The organism is Paraprevotella clara YIT 11840, assembly GCF_000233955.1.
GTDB classification, from domain to species: domain Bacteria; phylum Bacteroidota; class Bacteroidia; order Bacteroidales; family Bacteroidaceae; genus Paraprevotella; species Paraprevotella clara.
Window position 1 is genome coordinate 124,694 of sequence record NZ_JH376592.1, and the last position, 21,013, is coordinate 145,706.

Annotated in this window: 10 protein-coding genes; 2 read left to right on the forward strand and 8 right to left on the reverse strand. The window is 47.0% G+C overall.

Annotation, left to right across the window (positions count from 1 at the left end; translation table 11 throughout):
• Positions 1-58: 58 nt before the first annotated feature.
• The 8 genes from HMPREF9441_RS04765 to HMPREF9441_RS04800 form a co-directional block, all read right to left on the reverse strand.
• The gene (locus HMPREF9441_RS04765) at positions 59-4,246 is read right to left on the reverse strand and encodes a coiled-coil domain-containing protein (RefSeq protein ID WP_008618611.1); all 4,188 of its coding nucleotides are present in this window, start codon (positions 4,244-4,246) and stop codon (positions 59-61) included.
• 1,107 nt (positions 4,247-5,353) lie between these two features.
• Positions 5,354-6,814: a potassium/proton antiporter gene (locus HMPREF9441_RS04770; RefSeq protein WP_008618614.1), complete on the reverse strand. Its 1,461-nt coding sequence runs from the start codon at positions 6,812-6,814 to the stop codon at positions 5,354-5,356.
• Between the two features lie 168 nt (positions 6,815-6,982).
• Complete coding sequence (locus HMPREF9441_RS04775) at positions 6,983-8,359, reverse strand: TlpA family protein disulfide reductase (protein WP_244949619.1); 1,377 nt, start codon at positions 8,357-8,359, stop codon at positions 6,983-6,985.
• 15 nt (positions 8,360-8,374) lie between these two features.
• Complete coding sequence (locus HMPREF9441_RS04780) at positions 8,375-9,949, reverse strand: PKD-like family lipoprotein (RefSeq protein WP_008618617.1); 1,575 nt, start codon at positions 9,947-9,949, stop codon at positions 8,375-8,377.
• An 11-nt stretch (positions 9,950-9,960) separates the two neighbouring features.
• On the reverse strand, positions 9,961-10,779 hold the full coding sequence (locus tag HMPREF9441_RS04785; RefSeq protein WP_008618618.1) for a hypothetical protein: 819 nt from the start codon (positions 10,777-10,779) through the stop codon (positions 9,961-9,963).
• A gap of 7 nt (positions 10,780-10,786) precedes the next feature.
• A complete protein-coding gene (locus HMPREF9441_RS04790; protein ID WP_008618619.1) occupies positions 10,787-12,286 on the reverse strand; it encodes a RagB/SusD family nutrient uptake outer membrane protein in 1,500 nt (499 codons plus the stop codon).
• A gap of 13 nt (positions 12,287-12,299) precedes the next feature.
• Positions 12,300-15,434 carry a SusC/RagA family TonB-linked outer membrane protein gene (locus HMPREF9441_RS04795; protein ID WP_244949620.1) on the reverse strand — a complete coding sequence of 1,045 codons (3,135 nt, stop codon included), beginning with the start codon at positions 15,432-15,434 and terminating at the stop codon, positions 12,300-12,302.
• 155 nt (positions 15,435-15,589) lie between these two features.
• Complete coding sequence (locus HMPREF9441_RS04800) at positions 15,590-16,777, reverse strand: T9SS type A sorting domain-containing protein (protein ID WP_008618621.1); 1,188 nt, start codon at positions 16,775-16,777, stop codon at positions 15,590-15,592.
• A 211-nt stretch (positions 16,778-16,988) separates the two neighbouring features.
• Between HMPREF9441_RS04800 and HMPREF9441_RS04805 the strand changes: the two genes are divergently transcribed.
• Together HMPREF9441_RS04805 and HMPREF9441_RS04810 are read left to right on the forward strand one after the other, a co-directional pair.
• The gene (locus HMPREF9441_RS04805; protein WP_008618622.1) at positions 16,989-19,196 is read left to right on the forward strand and encodes a DNA topoisomerase 3; all 2,208 of its coding nucleotides are present in this window, start codon (positions 16,989-16,991) and stop codon (positions 19,194-19,196) included.
• Between the two features lie 657 nt (positions 19,197-19,853).
• Entirely contained in the window at positions 19,854-21,005 is a 1,152-nt protein-coding gene (locus HMPREF9441_RS04810) for a DUF4221 family protein (protein ID WP_008618632.1), read from the forward strand.
• Positions 21,006-21,013 lie beyond the last annotated feature (8 nt).

Here is a 21,013-nt window from a genome sequence, read left to right on the forward strand (position 1 = left end):
GGGCAGGTTTCAACCACCTGCCCTCCTTCCTAAATCCCCATGCTAAATGCTACGCATATTAGCGGTTGAGAGAACGTTTACCCGGGGCATTGTTCACATGCAAGGTAACAGTCTCTGTGAGCTCACCCCACAAGTAAGTCACCTTGAACGTCATCTGCACATTGAACGAGTTCGCACGGCTCATGTTCACCTGTGTCAGGGTTACAGAACCCATGTTGTCCAAACTGATGCTACCAGTCGGTTCAGTGTAGCTAATCGTAAACACATTGTTATCCACAGCACCCCAATTACCAGAATAGTCAGTCTCTGTGCCAACAAGCTCTATACGAGACACTCCGTAGAAGTCCCAGAACGTCTTGGTCTTGTTACTGTAGTCGTAGAACTCTTTCGGGTCGTAACCGTTGAAGTCCTCGAAGGTGAGCGACAACTTCTGCGTCAAAGTGTTCCATTGGTTCAGCGTCATCTCGGCAATGCTACCTCCTTTGAGGAAGATCGGCTTGATGACCTTCACATTGAACTTGTTGTTGTTAAAGGTAATCAAATCCTTTGCCGGCTCACAAGTGGCTTCGTCAACCAATACCGTGAACGTTAAAGCATCAGCCAAAGATTCTTCATAAATGTTGATGATAGCTTTCACAACATCATCGCTACCCATTGTGATTTCACCGTTAGTAGGTTCTATCGTGGCCAACGTTACACCACCTGTAGTAGAGATTGTACGACCATCAGCAGACACTTGAATATTGTAAGTGGTATTTCCTACAATGTAGCTCCGCTTACTCTGCTCATTAGTCGGAGCAAACTTATATTCCACAGTCACAGCATCAGCCAAAGCTCCATAAGTACCCTTGATAGCATCCTTGATGATGTCTACCGGTTGCTTGTTGAACGTATTCGCTACAACCATGTGCTCGTATTCACAAGTCGCAGACGGATCGGTAGCTTTACCCACTTGGATTTGCAATTCCTTGAAGCCTTCATCACGTGAGTTTTCTGCATGCCAATCGGCACGTTTCTTGTGGTTGTAGCTGTCCTCGATAGCGGCTTCTGGCTTATCATTCACCACGCTCGGTGCCCACGTCAACTTCACGAATACAGGCTTGTGGGAAGAAACCGTGCTCTTCGGAGTAAACTTAACCCAAGTAGAGACAGCATCCAGATTTTGTCTGTCTTCCGAGAACAACATATAGGCTTGCTGGTTACCCACGCTCCACTTCAGCACGTTCGTTTCGTGCGCCTGGTCGTCGTTAGTGTTGACAATCTTACCGATTTGCGGATTCCTCACAGCCTCATCCTTCGGTTCGCTGAATTGCTTGCAAGTCACGCCGTCGCTGTTGAGTTCAAGCGCATAATTTGCTTCAAACTCTTCCTTGCTCATGTTCAACTGACCCAAAATCTTATTCTCGACTTCTACCCATGTAACGGCTCTTACGTTATTCAATATCGGAGCATCACCACAGTTTACTGTATAACCATTGGTGATTGGTGCAATGTCGTCCACAGTTACAGGACCCACGATTACATCCGTAATCTCTACTAAGATATAACCAACTTCTGCAATCTGGTTATTCGTATTCTCATCCACCAACGTTACGCGAAGCAACGGCGTACGACCGATAATGTTGCGGTTTCCGGCAGGGCTTCCGTCTACTCCGTGTACGTTCAGGATATGGCCGTCTACGATAGTGGCATGTTCGCTTTCACTCGTCTTGTCCGCATCATTGGCCTTGTAACCGATCAACTCATACACCAGTTTGAATTTCTTTTCATTGATCTTCTCCTGGTCGCCCCATACCTGATCGGTATTCGCATCATTTACTACATAATGCACGTTAATCCACTCGTTGAGGTCAAGGCCTGTAGTTTCAGAGTCAGCATACGGGTCTTTGTTCTCGTATGTAATTTGCAGGCGATTGTTAGAGGTAATGGCTTCGGCAGCCGTAGCAGCCAAATGGTTCTCTATCTTCTCCTCCATATTGCCTCTCGCCGTCACCTTGTTGATGGCAAAGTCCGTAATCTTATACTGCTTCAAGGCTGCGTAGTCGGAAGTGATAAGCGTATCCCCGTTCTCTGTAGAATAAGTGTAACGGAGGGCAGCCACATCCACCTTGCCGTCGCCCGCAGCCGGAATCTTCTCTATATCGTTGGCATTCTTCATGCTGAAGTAGACATTAAGCATACCGGTCTCCTCTTTGTCAAGTTCCACGCTGTCCACAGAAATATCGTTCCTGCCTACCGAACGCGTGTAAGAAGCATTGTTGACCACATAGGAGAAATGTTCCTTGTCCGTGCTGATGGCCGCATTCGAAGGATTCAAGTGGTAAGAAGCCTTCACGAACGGCACGACGCTCGTTTCAGGTTGCGTCAACGTGGTCGGCCTATCCGTCTTTTGGTCGCCCGTCTTATCAGCCGCGCTCACGCTCAAAGCATTATAGTTGAATGAGAAGACTCCAATCGCTTCGATACCCTGATAATACTCCGTCGGACTGAAGACGATGCTCCTCAACTGAGCACTCAACATCGCACAAAGTTGCCCCAATTCAGCATTGAACACATTGATACACTGCCCGATGATGGCAGAAGTCTGTGCCAACTGCTTATATATTTCACCGATTTCAGTCTCTACAGTCGTCACCCGACCCGTCAATGCGGTCAAATCGGTAGTCAGGCTTTCTACTTTAGTACCCAACTCAGCAACCTTCTGGTTTACGGCGTTTATCTTTTCGTCTATCAGCCCGACTGTACCTTCATCGCCCGTGATGGCACCAATCTGATTTTTCAGAGCCTCATATTTCTCTTGCAGGTCACCTTGAAGTTCACCGATTTTGGTATCCAGTTCGCCCGTAGCTGTTGTCAATTCGCTACGTAGTTCACTACCCAACGTGCTGACAGCTTCGTCCAGCTTATTACTCATCCGGTTCTCCAGGTTCACCAATGCTTCGTTGTTCGCTGACACATAGCTGTTGAAATCCGAAGTCAACTGGACAATCTGGCTCTTGGCTTCATCAGCCGTAACTTTCACGGCATCCAAATCCGTTCTCAACCCTGCAGCAGTCTGCTTCAGCGTTTCGATGTCGAGATTCTGTTGCGCTACCGTACCGTCCAAAGTTTCAAGCCTGCCAAGGATGCCACCGATAGAAGTATTGATGCTTTCGATATTGCCTTCTACCTCTGCAATGGTTGCAGCAAGCTCTTCGTCCTTATCTTCCAAAGCACCAACGGCTTCCTGAATAGCTGCAATTTTCTCTTCCGCAGCACCCAAACGAGACAAAGCACCGGCAAGGTCAGCTTTTACAAGCTCCATATCGGCGCCCAATTCGGCTTTCAAAGCAGCTACTTGTGCATCTGTATATGCTTTGGCTGCCGTCAGGTTCTGCTCTACCGTGCTCTGTAAAGCCGTCAGTTTCTCAGAAAGAGCCAACAGTTCCGTACTGTTTTGGGCAATCTTGTCCAACAATTCAGCATCCTTGTCTTGTAATGCGGATATAGCCTCCGTATTGGCTTGCACAAGGGCGTTCACCGTGGCCAGCTTGGCTTCCACGTCAGCTTTGTTAGCAGCGATGTCGGCTACGGCCTGATTGAGTTTTTCGTCCAAAAGGGTAATCTGCCCCTGCAAGCCTTCTTCCACGGCCTGGAGCTTTTCCGTCACACCGGCTATCTTTTGCGCATTTTCGTCGGCTGTACCTTGAGCCGCTTCGGCTGCACTCTGCGCTGTGGCCGCCATGCTCTTGGCCGATTCAATCTCGCCATTGGCTATGTTGATAGCCTCTTGCAAAGCCGCGTCGGCAGAAAGCAAAGCATCAATCTGTCCGGCTTGGGTTGCTACCTGCGAATTCAGGGTTTCGATGGCAGCGTTTGCCGCGTCGATACCGGCCTGGAGTGCCGTACGGGCTTCCTCGATATTGGCCTTTGAAGCTTCGATGGCTGCCACTTGGGCCGCAGCGGCCTGAATGTCGGCATAATCCTTAGCTCCTTGTTCAGCTTCTGCGATAGTAGCCGTCAACTCGGTTTTGGCTGTGGCCAAAGCCGTTTCCAAGGCAGCCTCCTGCGCTTTCAGCGAATTGATTTCCTGAGTCAGGTTGTTGACCTTCTCATTCACCAATTCATCAAGATTCGTCGCATTGGCCGTAATCTGCCCTTGCAAGCCACTGATGTCATCATCGTAGTCCTTGCAAGAAGTCGTTACGCTTGTCGATGCCGCAAGAAGCGCACCAAACAAAGCCACACTGATAAACTTTCTCTTCATAATCAAATAAAATTAGTTAAAACGTATAATTCTCTACTCTCTTTATTGCCGTTGATAAACTTCTATCTCTATGCAAGAGGTGGAAATAGTATCCCGTAAATGCCTTATATATAATAAGGTAAGCTCAAGAATCGACTTTATAAAAACCTATTTATTTTAAGATTTTCTTGTTTTTTTCATCAGAAAAAGAAGAGATTATTTTGTTTGTATGCGTATTTTATCTACATTTGCATCGAAATCTTCCACCTCTTGCATAGAGATGGAATTTATATTCCCCATATAACACAATGTATTTCAAGGATATATAAGAGAACAAGCATTGTAAAAGTCACAAACATTCCCCAACAATCAAAGTACATCTATTCATATATTTTTGTCATATTCTTCAAACGTGCCATTACAGTCCGAATTTAAAGATAGCAACGTGTGTAGAACATACCGGTTTAAAAAGCAGTACTCTCAGGGGGAGACTTCTGCATCCTGAAACTATCCGATTGGCCGAAGCCAACGAACCATTCCGCACAGGTATGAACCGTTCCATACTGACAAAACTTCACGTAAAACGGGATTTTCCATCCAAAAAGACATAAAACACGGCGGAAAATACAGAAGATAAAATGTAATCCGGAACGGAAAACCAGACAGATTCTGCATATTTATACAGAATCACCCCGGATTTTTCGCATATATACCGTATAACACGCGTTTTTTCTAAGCCGAACAAAAAATCAATCTAAGCCAAACAAAAAAAAGTTCTCCGCATATCTGCACTGCAAACGGCTCCAAACGGAGAAAAGACGGCAGCAAAACCGCACGCGTCCCGCCCAAAGGATGGTTTCTATAATTATTTGAAGGCAAAATACAAACCGTTATGCCCAATCCGTTTGCCACGGAAAAACTTAAAAAGATGACACGACACGAACCTATAAGCGTACAACACACACAGCGACAGAACACGAAGAAACTGTCAAACGCATAGAGGTGACAAAACGGCAATCCCCTATTCCACGAGAATCGCGTAAAATCCGACACAAGGGCAACCCCATGAAAATACGGCAAGGAAAAAGAGGAAGCATTGACACTTTGACAAAAAGAAATCTTATGGTCTTACCGTTCCACCGTTTCGCCATGCTGCATGAAAAGCAGGCGGTCGCCCAACATCAGTTCCAGCGAACCGTTCGGCACAATATAACGGTCACCCCGCTTAATCATAATAACCAGCGTTCCTTCCGGAAGCGACAGTTCGCGAATATGACGTCCCCGTTGCAGAAGCTCTTCCGTACAAAGCACTTCACGTAACGTGCTCCCGACATCCTCGGTCAGTTCGATTCCGAAGTTGTCCTCTTTTTCCGGCAAGGGTTCCGTAAGGCCCAACTTACGCGCCACCCATGACAAGGACATACCCTGAAAAAGCAAAGATATCAACGTGACGAAAAACACGATATTGAAAATCTGACTGGCACCGTCCACTTGCGCCATCACCGGATAGGTAGCGAAAATAATGGGAGCAGCCCCACGGATACCGACCCAGGAAATAAAAAGCTTGGATTTATGCGTGATTTTCCGTCCAAAAGGCAGAAGGCTTAACCATACGCTAAGCGGACGGGCCACAAAGGTCATAAAGACGCTGACCAGGACGGCCGTCAGCATGACGGGAAGCATCTCGTGGGGATTGACCAGCAGTCCCAACATGAGGAACATCACAATCTGGAGCAGCCATGTCATGCCATCGAGAAAAGTTCCTATTTCCTTCTTCTTGAACAGGCGGCTGTTGCCGATGACCATACCGGCAATATAAACCGCCAGATACCCATTGCCTTTCATCAAATAGACCGAACAATAAATGATGAAAATGAAACAAAGCACCATGATGGAATAAAGCTCGGCATTCTTCAGGCTCACACGGTTGATGAGCCATACGGACAAACGTCCCAACAGATACCCCCCGGCTATGCCGACTACAAACTGCAGCAGAAAAGACCACAGGATTTCCCAACCTGAAACTCCTCCGGCCTGCAGGCATTGTATCAGGATGATGGTCAACAGATAGGCCATCGGGTCATTGCTCCCGCTTTCGAGTTCCAACATCGGTTTAAGATTATGTTTCAGGTTGATTTGCTGCGAACGAAGGATGTTGAAGACGGAGGCGGAGTCGGTGGACGACATCGTGGCGGCCAACAACAAGGAACCGATGAGGGTGAAACCGACGCCCGTATGCAGTTGCCAGCCGGAAACCCAATAGACGAACAATCCACAAAAAAGCGTAGTCAGAAACACGCCGGAGGTGGCCAACATGACACCCGGCGACAATACCGGACGGATGTCCTCCATCTTCGTGTCCATTCCGCCGGTGAAAAGGATGATACACAGCGCAACCATACCGATATGCTGGGCCACCGACACATCGTCGAACTGTATGCCCAGACCGTCTGTGCCGAACAGCATGCCGGCCAACAGGAACATCAACAGAGTAGGAATACCGAAACGGTAACCGGTCTTGCTCATCAGGATACTACAGAAAATCAGAAAGGCGGATACAAGCAATCCTATTTCAATGGAAACATTCATAGTTACGGCTCTTGGAATTTAATTGTACAAAGATGAAAAAAATAACATTCTTCGTCAACCGTCCGTGCCGTAAAAAAACAAAAAAGATATTTCGGAGTGTAACCGTACAAGGCTTGTCCCCACAAAAAAAGGAGCCCGAAAGCTCCTTTTATCCTCATATCACTTCTTTTACAGACCGGGTTGGCGGTCCAGGTAACCGCGAATGTCGGGCGAAGAAGGACGCAGCATATTGGCATTCACAATCTTTCCCTCGGGATCGAGCAGGATAAAATGAGGAATGCCATCGGCCTTGTATGCCGTCTGGAAACGGCTGCCGGTACCTAAATGCAACTGTATTCCCGTCATCGGCTGACTTTTCACCATCTTCAGCCAATCGGCCTTACGTGCATCCGTAGAAAGGCTCAGGAAGGTGATATTGCGCCCTTTGTATTCTTCTTCCAACTGCTTGAGGAAAGGCATCTCACGGCGGCACGGACCGCACCACGTCGCCCAAAGATCGATATACACATATTTCCCCTTGAAATCGGCTACGGTATAAGCTTTCCCGTCCACGTCCCATGCCCGGAAATCGGGAGAAGGGTTACCCGGACGAGCCAAATCCCAAGCATCATATTTTTCTTTGAAGGCAGCCTGCAGTATGGGATCGGTCACGTAAGTGCCGTGCAGATTCAGCAACTCATCTATATTGCTGATGCCGTACTGTTCTACTTGCTCGATAGCCAACACGTTCAACAGCGCCTGTTTCACTTTGTCGTCCTCGATATGGTCGGCAATGTAGTTCATCATACAAATCGTACGGTCGTATGGTGTCTTTGCCTCTTCTTTCTTGCAGCCGAACATCCGGGCTATCTCTTTCATATACTCACGATACTCCTTCAGTTCTACCAGGTTCTCGTCTGCCACAGCATACTTTTTAAGCGTATCGTAATAGGCTTCGTCCGGGCGGTAAGTGGTATCCTGAGCTACAAAAGGATGCCCCACGGCGTACATCATCAGCGAAGAAGCATAAGCATAACGGATGCGGCCGGTTTCGACGGTAACAAAACGCGGACTGACTTCATCCAGCTTCCATGCCTTCAGAATACGCATCATGGACTCTTCTTTCTTGTCCACCAACGCGGCGTACTCCTCAAACGGCAGGGCCATCTTCTCTTGCGGGACATCCAAAAGGGTCACCTGATTCAGATACTTAAAGATTTTCTCTTTGCCTCCATCCGCTTCAAATTTTACGGATTCCTTGAAATCAGCCCCGTCGAAGGAGATATGGATACGATCTCCGTCTTCCAAAAAAATGTTTTTGCTGTCCATTCCATAAAACAGACTGGCATGTACGGCACCTATATGTTGAAAGGTATGGCTACCGTGCCCGTTGTCGTCCAACGGAATCTCTACGATCGTAGTCTGATACACCACAACGACTGTCGAAGCCGTCTTATTCGCCACATCGACCGTCAACTGAATATCGGCCCGACTCTGTACGAACCCGAAGGCACAAAAGACAAATGTCAGAAAGGCTGCCTTAAACCACATATTATTTTTCATCATCTCATTCATTATTAATTATTGTTGATAAATTACTTTCTCGCGGTAAATCACGTCCACAATGTCTGCAAAACCGGCGTATTGTTCTACCGGAACGGCATCCTGGAAATTGCCTTCATTCGTGAAACCGTCATAAATACGCAATGTACTCTCACCCGTATCATTTTTCTTGCTGCCTACAATCAGGTCGTAAGAACGGTTGTCTGCATCTTCTTGTTCCCACAGATAGAATTTCAAACAGGTGATTTCTTCTCCTTCGGACAATTCGAACTGTAATTCTGCCGCCGGAGCCGCATTGGAAAAATTCACGCGATAGACCTTTCTACCCACGGCATAATACATAAATGTCTTCAGGGAACTGAACGCAAAATGTGTGGCTTGCGCAATGTCCGTACAAGCAGACAAATCCACATAATAAGCTTTCTCATAGGCATAACCGTATTTGGCTTCGGCAAAAGAGTAAAGCTCATTGAGAATGATACCATACAAGAAACGTTGATCGCCTTTACCCAACACGGCGTATGTCATTCCGTTACCGTCTTGATTACGGTCGTAACGGGTATTCTCCATACAGATAAAGTCCATTCGGTCTGCTCTTTTCGGCCATGCGAAAAGCTCTTCATTCACCGTAGGGAAACCGTCGGCGGCCAATTCATCCATCGGCACGTCTCTCACATTATCCAATCCGATAGACGCAAACTCCGAAGCACAGACCACGAAACGGCGGTTATTCTTGTCCCACATCATAAAAGCCGGAACAAAAGGAGTCCCTTTGGCATTATAACCGACTGCCGGCTCTACATAAAAACCGTTGGCTCGAACGGAACCGAACAACCCGTCGCCGGACAACGTATTACAATAATACACACGTCCCGCAATATCGACAAACAACTTGCCCGGCCTGTGAGAAGCCAAGCAACGTACCGTACCGGTATACATTCCGTTACCGAACTCATAACCTATCATATAGGAGTCGTTCCACTGAAAATCGTTATTGCTCAAACGCGTAGTCCCGCTACCGGTCACCAAATAGAAAGGCTCTTGCATCCCGGGATCGCAAAGCAACTGGTAGGGTTGTAGCCAATCCTCCAAATCCGTCCCTTTCAACAAATCGTAATACACATTATCCGTTTCCTTAATGTGCGACACCATGTCCAGACGCACACGCCCGTTGTCGGAGCACAATATCAACCACCCCAACGAAAGCGGCGTATCCACGTTCAACGTGGCCGACTTTTGATAATACAGCCCCGACGCCTTCTCCCTAATGGTCAGTACCAACTGATAGTTGCCCTGTGCAAGAGTCAATTCCACATCCAAATTCAAAGCCGTACCCAACACAACCGGTTCCTGGCTCCCGGCCTGGTCGTACGCCTTCCATTCATAAGTATAAGCGTCCGGTGCGAACTCTTTTGCTGTCACCTCCGGCTTTATGACGAAAGGTTCACGGGAAATGGCAGAATAAACATCATCGAACGAAATATTCAAATCGTTCAAATCCTTGTAATCGTAATTCCCCTTATCTTCCGCACAGCTTTGCCATAAGAATGGCAACAGCAACCATAACAAACGGATATATTTCATTCTTTCCATATCATTCCATATTAGTTATCAGAGGTTATAGGAGTAAAATCCAGTAACTGGCGGTCATTCCCTTCAGCCGTCGGGTCCACCAATGCGTCTACATCCACCGTTCCTTGTTCGTATCCCAACAATATATACAATTGCATCGTCATGTAGGTATCTATTTCCCGTTGCATGTACACCCATTTATTGAAAGGAATAGCTCCCTTTACATTATAGTCGGCACGGTCCACCACATCGTCGAACAGTTTCCACATCAGACGTAACTTACGTTCTGAAAACTCACCGACATACTCAGGAAGCCATCCGGCCGGAGGAGTAGAATAGAAGTCGGAAAAATCTATCCGGAACTTCAACATCTCTGTGTAAGGACGTTCCTCGCTTCCCGTAGAATCCTTCTTCAGAAACGTCGTGAAAAACTCGTTAGCCGATAGTTCCAGATAAATGGACTTCAATTCCGTTTTAATGGCTTCCGTACGTTTCAAACGAACCACATAGGAAAACATGGAGGTATGAGCCGGTACCACCGCCGGTGTCAGCAACTCATAATCCACTCCCTCCTCGGCATTGTCCGACCAGACCTTGAGATTGACCGGACGATCGATGTCAGCCTGCCTTCCGATGGTCTGTATGACTACCGGTACGTCGAGATACATCGTTTCGTCCGGCTCATAAACGAAAGTCAAAGTCGTCGTATCGACCAACACACTCCCCGAAGTCCGGTTATTAAAGTAAATTCCGTCGGGAGCACTATACAAATCCGGCGTGCGCTCATCGCATGCACTCCACAAGCAAAGCGCAAGGCACATCGGAAACCATATTTTTAATTTCTTCATCATAACCTGTTTATTGTCTGTTGTCTGATTCCGTATCCGGTAAAGGAACTACAAAAAATTTCTCCGAAGCCGGGATGAATTCCGTAATAGGATCAAAAGTAATCAATACCGGTAAATAGTTCCGCTTATGATAGAAAAAGATTTGTCCCTCTCCGTACAGCTCTCTCACGACCTCATATCCCAAGAAACGCGGAGCATATTTAGATTCATCCATTTTCTCTACTCCACGGTGTTCTCTCAACTTATTCACCCAACTGCCCATAAGAGGACGTTCGCTCACTTCGTCATAAAGGTCTGCAATAATCAGATACATTTCTCCCAACCGTATCATCGGAACGATGGTGTTCTCTATCTTCCCCACGTCGGTAATGTCTGCATACTTATAAAAATAGTAATCATTTCCGCTCTTTTTCCAGTTGGCAATGTAACGATAGTCGTCAGTAGACCCGCCGTAGTCCGCTCCGCCGCCGAAATAAGGCATCTCCAAAAGAGCCGGATCCATCCTGAGCACCGGCTTCGGGCTGTGGTCCGGATCGTTGTTGTTCTTGAACATCAGATTACGGTTCACATTCGTCAGACCGAAAATCACTTCCGTAGCAAAAATGCGGTCCACATTCTCCGGTGTTCCCAACACGTTTGCTTTATTCACAAACGGAAAATGCTGCGGAGCAATATTAATAATCCCTTCGGCATAGCTTTTAGCCTTGGCTTTATAGTCTGCCTGATGCTCATCCTTGTAACTGGATATATAGTGATATGCCCGTGCCAACAACGCCTGTACGGCATAATAATTAAGCCTCAACGTGCGGTACTCCAAGAAATTGCTGCCCCCCGTCGTCGCATGATTGACCAAATGGTCCGTCGTCGTGATAATAGGATCACCGGCCAACAGCCTTTCCGCTTCAGACAAGTCCTCTATGACATGACGCATCACTTCATTCCCCGGTAACAGTTCCTGCACCTGCAAGGTAGTGGACGTCTGATAGGGAATACTGGCCTTCGTCGGATTCAGCTTATATACGGGACCGAACAGACGGAACATGTCGAAATGCAGCAAAGCCCTTAACGCCAGCGCTTCTCCCCGAATCAAATTATAATTGTTACCCGTAAAGACCGACTTACGACTCTCCATCTGTTCCAATATCGTATTGCAGTTACGAATCAATGCATACGCTTTGTCCCACGTATTGTCGAGTCTCGTACGCCAATACTCGGTAGTGAAGTTCCGGTTGTTCAAATCAATATAATCTCCCCAAGTCAACGGGTCGGTACCGATCAGATAAGACCCTCCCATAATCTCCACCATTTCCACAGTAAGCGTCTGGCCGTACAGCTCGTCTTTATTCAAATCAATATACACTCCGTTAAGCAATTTCTTGAAACCTTCTTCGGTGCTCAACAAATCACCTTCGGCCATGGTGTCGTAGGGCTTCACTTCAAGCCAGTCACTACATCCGGCCGTGAAAAACAGGCCGAAAAAAGACAATATGATATATTTTAGGATTTTCATAATTTCTATAGCTTTAGAATACGGCTGAAACAGAGAATGACACAGTTCGCGCAAAAGGATAATCAATACCCCGTTCCGCTTTTACGGTAGACACCCGGAAGATGTCGTTCATGTTGGCCTGAAGGGTCAACGACGACAGACCGACCTTTTTAATGAAAGGTTGCGTGAATTCATATCCTACATTAAAGGACTCTCCGGCAAACGTATTCTCATCCATCACGAAGCGAGAAGATTTATCCGTTTTCTGTACTAAAGAGATACCCTTAAACTGTGCTTCCTGGCCGGGTACGGACCAACGGTCATACAACGCACGCCGGTCCTGGTTGTAGTTTATGTCACTCAAGTCGATATTCTCCACCTTATTATATAAGTCTGAATTGAATATCTGCCCCCCGAGTTGGTAACGGAAATAAGCTCCGAACGAAAAGCCCTTGTAATAAAAGGTCGTTCCCAAAACCCCTTCCAATTTGGGCTGCGTGTCACCGACGACGACTTCGTCATTCACATCATAATCGAACGAATAACTACCGTCTTTCTTAATAAAAAGCTCTTTACCCGTAGCCGGGTCAATACCTGCCGAACGGACAGCCCAAATAGCCGTCGGGCTTCCTCCATCGTAATAACGCGTCGTCCCCGTCACCGAAGCCTGTCCGGCTTTGTTCAAGGCACTCAAAGAATTACCGATATGAGCGTACTTCGATTTATACGTCCGTGCATTCAAGCTGACGGTCCATTGTATCCCCTTTTCTAAATTATGAATAGGAGACACACGCAACGTAGCCTCCAGTCCATTCGTATTTTGCTGGCCGGCATTCATCGCTACGCTCTTTACGCCTACCGAACCCGGTGTCGTAATGACAGCCAACAGCGGGTCTGTGATTTTGCGGAAGACATCCACCGTTACATTCAAACGATTGTCGAACATGGCTATATCCGTCCCTACCGTATAATTCAAAGTGTTCTGCCACTGAAGGTCGGGATTTCCCAAAGCCGATATCAAAACACCCGCACCGAATACATTGGTCATCCATCCATTGAATTGATAAGTCGTGAAAGCCTGATAAGCGGAAAAGTTCTGATTACCGGGATTGCCGACAGACGCACGCAACTTGAGCAGTTGAAACAGGTCCGTGCCGCCCATGAACTTTTCCTTGTGAATATTCCAACCTATACCCACCGACCACGTATCGCGAAAACGGTGGCTCGACCCGAACATGGAAGCTCCGTCGCGCCGATAGTTTACGTCAAGCAAATAACGGTTGTCATACGCGTATCCACCATTCAAATAGAAACTGGCCGCACGCGTGGTGCTTTCGGAATATGACGGTTTTCCACCATCCGGATAACCATTGGCAAAAGAAGGTGCACCGAACTGATCTTCGGTGAAGCCTATTGCTTTATAACCGTTACGGGTAGACTCCGTATTGGAAAAATTAAACCCGCCGACAAGATTGAGCATGTGAACTTCCCGGAACAGCTTGCCGTAAGTCACGGACAGGTCCCCTTCATACTTCGTAACAGCAGTAGTGGAATGTTCGTATGAGCCTTTCTCCGTATCGCTCATACTGTCGAAATCCGTATGCAACGGAGACAAACGCGTTTCGGCTGTGGCCGTAGTTTTCGTCACTCCGAACTTGGCACGGGCACGCAAATCCGTCGTGGCAAACCATTCCGCAATAAAGTTATTCGTAAAGCCAAATTCATCCCCACGATCATAATTGTTCAGACGGGCATTCCAGAGCGGATTCGGAACAGGAGCCTCGTCGTCATTCTCCGGAACATACAAATACTTGTCTACTCCGCCATCGGCATTGTACTTGCGGTAATAGGGATTAGCCAAAGCATATTCGGAGAACGAGACCACTGGGTCGGACGTTTCCAGATAATCAATCGTCAGTTTGTTACTGAACTGGAACTTCCCGGTACGATAAATCAAATCCAGATTACCGGATAGGGTCTGGCGGCTCGACTCCTTCATCACGCCTTCCGTATTCCCGTAAGTCAGCCCTAAGCCATACCTGATTTTCTCTTCTCCGCCCTCGGCATAAACGTTATGTTTTTGCACGAAACCGGTACGCAACGGCTCACTCAACCAATAAGTATCCACTCCACGTGCCACTTCTTTCAAACGTTCGTTCCTCAGGTTGTCCAACCTCAGTTGGTTTAACGGGTCGTTCGTCAAATCAGTATATAACCCGGCCAATTCTTCGAACTTTATCTTTTCGCTGGCATTCATCAGGTTATAATCCGTCAAGTCGGCCATCGTCAGAGAAAAGTCGCCTTTATAACTCAAGCGCAACCGTCCCTTCTCCGGCTTCACCGTCTCGATGACCACAACACCATTGGCCGCTTTCGAACCGTAAATAGCCGTAGAAGCCGCATCCTTCAATATCGTAACGGAAGCCACACGGTTCATGTTCAAATCCGAGACCGTCTGCAAATCGGTTTCAAATCCGTCCAATATGAACAAAGGCTGATTCGGATCCGTACCATACTCCTCTTTCAACCCCATAATACTGCTCTTACCACGGATTTCGATGTCCGGCATGCGGTTGGGGTCTGAACCAAACTGGATGTTATCCGCGATTTTGAAAGAAGGGTCAAGGGTTTTCAAACTCTGCAAGACATTCTGTACCCCGATTTTTTTCAATTCCGGCCCCTCGAAAGTGGCAGCCGATCCCGTAAAGCTTTCCTTCTTACGCTGGTATATTCCCGTCACCACCACTTCGTTCATGGCTTTCGAAGCCGGAGCCATCACTACCTTCTTAAAACTTTCCGTATGGGATGCGTCCAATTCCCGCTCTAACCTTTCGTAGCCGATATAAGTAAAAACCACTTTATAACGTCCTTTGGGCAAAGTTAATGAATAAGCACCGTCTATATCCGTCACCGTAATCACGTCCGTACCCAATACGCGAATGGAAACTCCAATCATGGTCTCTCCGGTCTCCTTATCCACCACAACGCCTTTTACCGTCATTTTTTCCGTACTTCCGACTGTTTCGGTACGGACCGCCCCTCCGACACCCGTACCGTTCTGTGCATGAAGCGCAGTGACCGATGAGAGCACCATCGCAAGAACGAAAAGGGCAAGCCCAGCACCGTAAGCCTTCAAACGGAAAAATACGATTCTCAAGTTTATTTTCATACTTCTTTCGTTATATATAAAAAAGCAGGACATTACTACTCCTGCCAACCATTTTATATTCCCTTTCTCCAACACTCTGGAAAAAGAAAAATAAAACGAAGAGAAAGAAGTCTCACAAGACTCGGTTCCCTTCGTTTTACATGTATATCTTCAGGTTATTTCACTACAACTTTCGCTGTCTGATTGCCAAATTTCACCAGATACAGACCAGACTTCAGGCCGTTAAATGCTGCTGTAGCTCCGTGCGCAGATGCCACCAGCATACCCTGTGCGTCAAACACACAGATTTCGGCATCTTCCAACCCATCCACGCGAATCGAACCGTCTGAACTATAAATTTTGACATCCTTGATACAACGGCTGCTAATGCTACTTCCTGCCTTCACAGCCTCACCGCCAACGACAGACATTTGCAATGGCATTTCCATTACCTCATCGAATCCGTTGTCTAATACCAAATAGCCCGGAGTCACCAACTTGTCTTTTTCCACAAAAAAGAACGGAGCTTCGTTGGGATTATACCCACCTTCCTCAGTTGGTTGCTGCCCGAAGCACATGCCATTGGCCAGTTTCATATCATGCGGCAATACCAATATGCCACCATCGGCATAGAACTCAGCGGTCACATCCGTGTTTTCCACCCCGAACCAATTCCCTAAGCTCACACCGGAAGAAATCGTTTCTGAGGTATTTCCCATAATTTTCAGCTTAAAATTTTCAGACGCATCAGCCAACAAATTATTATCGACTCTCGTCGACGCGAAATCGTACTCCCCAATCACATCACTAAGATTATAGGAGGCTTCCTCCTTGGTCATGGTATATGCAGAAGCGTAAGAAAGCATCCCCATAATACCGTTCTCCATATCCATAATGGTGACATCTTCCAATGCATTCTGCGCCGTAATCTGTATTTTGCCGTCTTTCTCCGTCACCTGATAATTAAAGACAACAGTCCCTCCTGTAGATGCCGCATCCGCTACAACCATTAAATTCATTCCCATTATAAACACTGCGGTTGGCGTTTCTCCCTTCAACGTTCCATCTTCCTGATTATAGGTCAACGTCACACCACCGCCATAACCGAAGAAACCGAGCACCTTCACTTCATTCTCTGATTCGCCCGGCAACACGGCCATATTATAATCCGTTGTAGCAGGAACCGGAGCCTCGCCCGCCGCTCCAGAAACCATGTCAACATAAGAGCATTCTCCACTAAATTTATAGCGGCCATACAAATCCTTAACCGAAGGGAAACCGGCTGCCGAAACCATTTCCACACCCAATGAAATAGCAAACAAGGCAATCAAAACTGCCTTAAAAATAGAAGTAGACTTTCTCATAGACACACTTTTTTGTATTAAAACAATGCAAAAATAATAAAAAAGAAAGAAAAGAAGAGGCTTCGGGCGTTTTTTAACTATAAAACAACCGCAAAAATACAATCCCAATCCCCAGACATCCTTGTATCCACTTGCAAATCGAAAGGCTTTCCCTGCATTTTTCCGGCAAAAAACACTATCTTTGTCCCGCTATAATGAAGAAGAGAAACGCATGATTGTATGTATCGCAGAGAAACCCAGTGTGGGTAAAGACATTGCCAAAGTGCTGGGCGCCACGCAAGACCACCGTAATTATTGGGAAGGCAACGGCTACCAGGTCACTTGGACTTTCGGTCATCTTTGCGAGCTGAAGGAACCGCACGAATATACTCCGCTCTGGAAAGCGTGGAGCCTTTCTTCATTACCTATGATTCCTCCCCGCTTCGGCATCAAGCTGAAAAGCGACAAGGGCATCGAAGAACAGTTCCGGGTGATTGAGCGACTGATGCAGGCTGCCGACATGATCATCAACTGCGGAGATGCCGGGCAGGAGGGGGAGCTGATACAACGTTGGGTCATGCAGAAGGCCGGTGCCCGATGTCCGGTGAAACGCCTCTGGATTTCGTCACTCACGGAAGAAGCCATCCGTGAGGGATTCAGCAACCTGAAAGACCAGAGCGAATACCAGTCGCTCTACGAAGCCGGACTGAGCCGCGCCATCGGCGACTGGACTTTGGGCATGAACGCCACGCGGCTCTACACGTTGAAGTACGCACAGGGACGCCAGGTGCTGAGCATCGGACGGGTGCAGACTCCCACACTGGCCCTCATCGTCAACCGTCAACTGGAAATCAAGAACTTCAAACCGGAACCTTATTGGGTGCTGACCACCCACTACCGTGATACAGTCTTTACCGCTGTGTTGGAACAAGACGAAGAGGAAACCGCAACGGCTTCTCAGGAAAAAGGTGCGAACGGCAACGGAAGCGGCAAGGCAAACGATGTGGCACGCCGGGGATTCACCTCGGAAGAAGAAGGGCGGAAAGCCCTTGAACAAATCAAAGACGCACCGTTCACGATTACGTCCGTCACCAAGAAAAACGGAACGGAAGCCCCTCCCCGCTTGTACGACCTGACCTCGCTACAGGTGGAATGCAACCGCAAGTTTTCTTTCTCATCCGACCTGACCCTGCAACTCATCCAGTCGCTCTACGAGAAGAAATTCACGACTTATCCGCGTGTGGACACCACTTTCCTGAGCGACGACATTTATCCGAAATGCAACGCCATTCTCAACGGTATAGCCGGCGAATACGCCGCCTTGCTCCAACCCTTACGTGGCGCGGCGTTGAAAAAGAGTAAAAAGGTGTTCGACTCTTCCAAAGTCACCGACCACCATGCCATTATCCCTACAGGAGTAGCACCACACGGCTTGACACCGGACGAACAACGGGTATTCGACCTCGTGGCGCGGCGTTTCATCGCAGCGTTCTACCCCGACTGTAAATTTGCTACCACCACCATCCTCGGCGAAACGGCCGACATTCCATTCAAAGCCACCGGCAAACAGATTCTCTTGCCGGGCTGGCGGGACGTGTATGCACAGGAGGCCAAAACAGCGGAAACCTTGGCAAAAACCGCCGAGGAGGAACGCACGCTTCCCGCTTTCACAAAAGGCGAAAGCGGCCCTCACGTACCGGACTTGGCCGAAAAATGGACACAACCGCCCAAACCTTACACAGAAGCCACGCTCTTGCGCGCCATGGAGACTGCGGGTCGCTTGGTGGACGACGACGAATTGCGTGATGCCTTGAAAGAGAACGGTATCGGCCGTCCGTCCACCCGGGCCGCCATCATCCAGACCCTCTTCAAGCGACATTATATCCGATTGGAACGGAAAAACCTGATAGCCACTCCCACGGGGGTGGAACTCATCAGCCTGATTCACGAAGAACTGCTCAAAAGTGCCGAGTTGACCGGCATTTGGGAACGCCGTCTGCGGTTGATTGAAAAGAAAACCTACGATGCCAAAACCTTTTTGGAAGAACTCAAGCAAATGGTAGCCGAAATCGTACATACCGTCCTGGCGGACAACACCAATCGCCGTGTCGCGGAAACACAGGAAGATAAGCCTGCACCCAAGGGAAAAAAGGGAGCCGCGAAAGAAAAACCGACCAAAACCCAAAAGACGACACGCAAAATCGCGAGTAAGCGAGAGCATAGCCAAGCTCGCTTGACTATGCCGAGCGGGAGCGATTTATCTAAAAAGTCGGCCGCCCCTCAAGCTGCCATAATTCCGGCCACGCCTCCTGCCCCCAAAGAGGGGGACCTCTGCCCGCTCTGCGGAAAAGGGCATATCATCAAAGGCAAGACCGCATTCGGCTGTTCGGAATGGAAAAACGGATGTACTTTCCGCGCACCGCTGGAAATCTCTTCATAAGCCACGTCCTTGCATACCGTACCGCTCCTACACAGGAATTTTGCAAAAAGATCTTTCATCCTTCAGGTCGCATGGTAAGTCTCTCATACTTTTGATATTATAAGCTGAAGGATGTTTCAGGCATCTTTCAGCCATGCTTCATTTCGCTTGATTCAGATTGAAAAATCAGTTGGCTTAGAATGAAAAATCGTTTGGCTGAGATTGAAAAATCATTCGGCTGAGAACTTTTTACCGCTTTCCGCAATGAAAGGAAACGGAAAGATGCCTGAAACATCCTTCATTCCATAACGCATTATATGTTAACCGGTTACCTTATATCCTGAAAGATGAAGGATGTTTTTTCAAAACCCTTGGGGGGGAGCATGCAGGGAATGACGGACTCCGGCAAAACACCTTTTTCTACCCCGACAACCTCCAACTGTCCCAAGTTCTTTGACAAAGGCACTCCATGCTTCCACCCCTGCCGCATACATTTACTCCTGTAAGGCTAAAGGATATGGTCTTACCACAATCTTTGCAAGTGAAGTATTGCTTGAAAACATAAAATCAACCGCTTTTTGACCGATTTTGATTATTCAACACAGATTTCTGATAAAAAAATTTTTATAATTCATTTCTTTTTTATATGTTTACAAGAATGAACAACAAAGTAATATCATGAAAAAGGCTCATTTATTGGTATTTATATTGATAGGCTTGTTGGGAGCTTGCCAAAACCACCCCCAAAGCATACAAAGTAAAATGGTCAATATCAGCGACAGTTCCATGATAGATATTAATCATTATGAGGTCAAAAAAATCAGTGTTGGGGAAAACATCACCAATAAGCCGATGGCTTCTCAGGTTATCTCAATGAACGGGGTAGATAAATACGTTATGTTGGACGAATTCTACCTCTATGTTTTTGATTGGCAACAAGGAATACTCGAAGATTCTGTTTCGCTCCATCAATGCGGCCTTCTTAGGAACTGTTCCGGATTTAATTATATAAATTCTGATTCTATTATCATTTACAATGATGGCAAGAAAACTGTCTTTTTAATTGACTCGAACGGAAATATTCAAAAACGTTGGAATATCCCCCGAAGTGATAATTATACACAATGGGTCTCTTCAGTAGATGCACTGAACGGGACACGTATTGAATCCGACCATGAAAAGTTTCTGCTTTCCGGAAGCATATTGGGTGCACTAAGCCAAGCGAAAGGTTTGACCATCCCCATATCTGAATGCTTATACAAGGAATCAGGCGAATGGAAATCTGTTGCTTATTATCCTGATTTATATATGCAATATAATTGGGGAGGATATTATATGAATTGCACATACGTAACTAAGGATTCAAAAGGCCGCTACCTGTATAGTTTCCCTATATTGGATAAAGTACTGCGTTATAATAATGATTTTTCATTGTGCGATACCATACCAATGAAAAGCCGGTACGATAAGGGCATTGAAGAATTTGCATTTGACGGTTCAGAAGATGAAACTAATGAAATCCGTTACTATATCAGCCAAACTACTTATTCCAATATCATATATGATCCTTACCGGAATCTCTACCTGAGACTTGCAGAACATCCGTTACAAGACTGGAACGAGAAAGGAGCATTTTGCAAACCGTTCTCCATCGTCATATCGGATACGAAGGGAGAAATTTTGTCGGAAAGCAGCATCTCAACGGATTACAAAAAGTTCCATTACCAAAACATGCACGTTTGTAAAGAGGGAATTGCCATTGCCATGGAAAATCCCGACGAGAACCACATCTATTTTGCTTGTATTAAAATTAGTGGATCATTTAAATAAACAGCACA

What these genes read in the sequence shown, in the direction of transcription:
- HMPREF9441_RS04765 (WP_008618611.1), bottom strand. Translation starts at nt 4,246, where the DNA reads ATGAAGAGAAAGTTTATCAGTGTGGCTTTGTTTGGTGCGCTTCTTGCG.
- HMPREF9441_RS04770 (WP_008618614.1), bottom strand. Translation starts at nt 6,814, where the DNA reads ATGAATGTTTCCATTGAAATAGGATTGCTTGTATCCGCCTTTCTGATT.
- HMPREF9441_RS04775 (WP_244949619.1), bottom strand. Translation starts at nt 8,359, where the DNA reads ATGATGAAAAATAATATGTGGTTTAAGGCAGCCTTTCTGACATTTGTC.
- HMPREF9441_RS04780 (WP_008618617.1), bottom strand. Translation starts at nt 9,949, where the DNA reads ATGGAAAGAATGAAATATATCCGTTTGTTATGGTTGCTGTTGCCATTC.
- HMPREF9441_RS04785 (WP_008618618.1), bottom strand. Translation starts at nt 10,779, where the DNA reads ATGATGAAGAAATTAAAAATATGGTTTCCGATGTGCCTTGCGCTTTGC.
- HMPREF9441_RS04790 (WP_008618619.1), bottom strand. Translation starts at nt 12,286, where the DNA reads ATGAAAATCCTAAAATATATCATATTGTCTTTTTTCGGCCTGTTTTTC.
- HMPREF9441_RS04795 (WP_244949620.1), bottom strand. Translation starts at nt 15,434, where the DNA reads ATGAAAATAAACTTGAGAATCGTATTTTTCCGTTTGAAGGCTTACGGT.
- HMPREF9441_RS04800 (WP_008618621.1), bottom strand. Translation starts at nt 16,777, where the DNA reads ATGAGAAAGTCTACTTCTATTTTTAAGGCAGTTTTGATTGCCTTGTTT.
- HMPREF9441_RS04805 (WP_008618622.1), top strand. Translation starts at nt 16,989, where the DNA reads ATGATTGTATGTATCGCAGAGAAACCCAGTGTGGGTAAAGACATTGCC.
- HMPREF9441_RS04810 (WP_008618632.1), top strand. Translation starts at nt 19,854, where the DNA reads ATGAAAAAGGCTCATTTATTGGTATTTATATTGATAGGCTTGTTGGGA.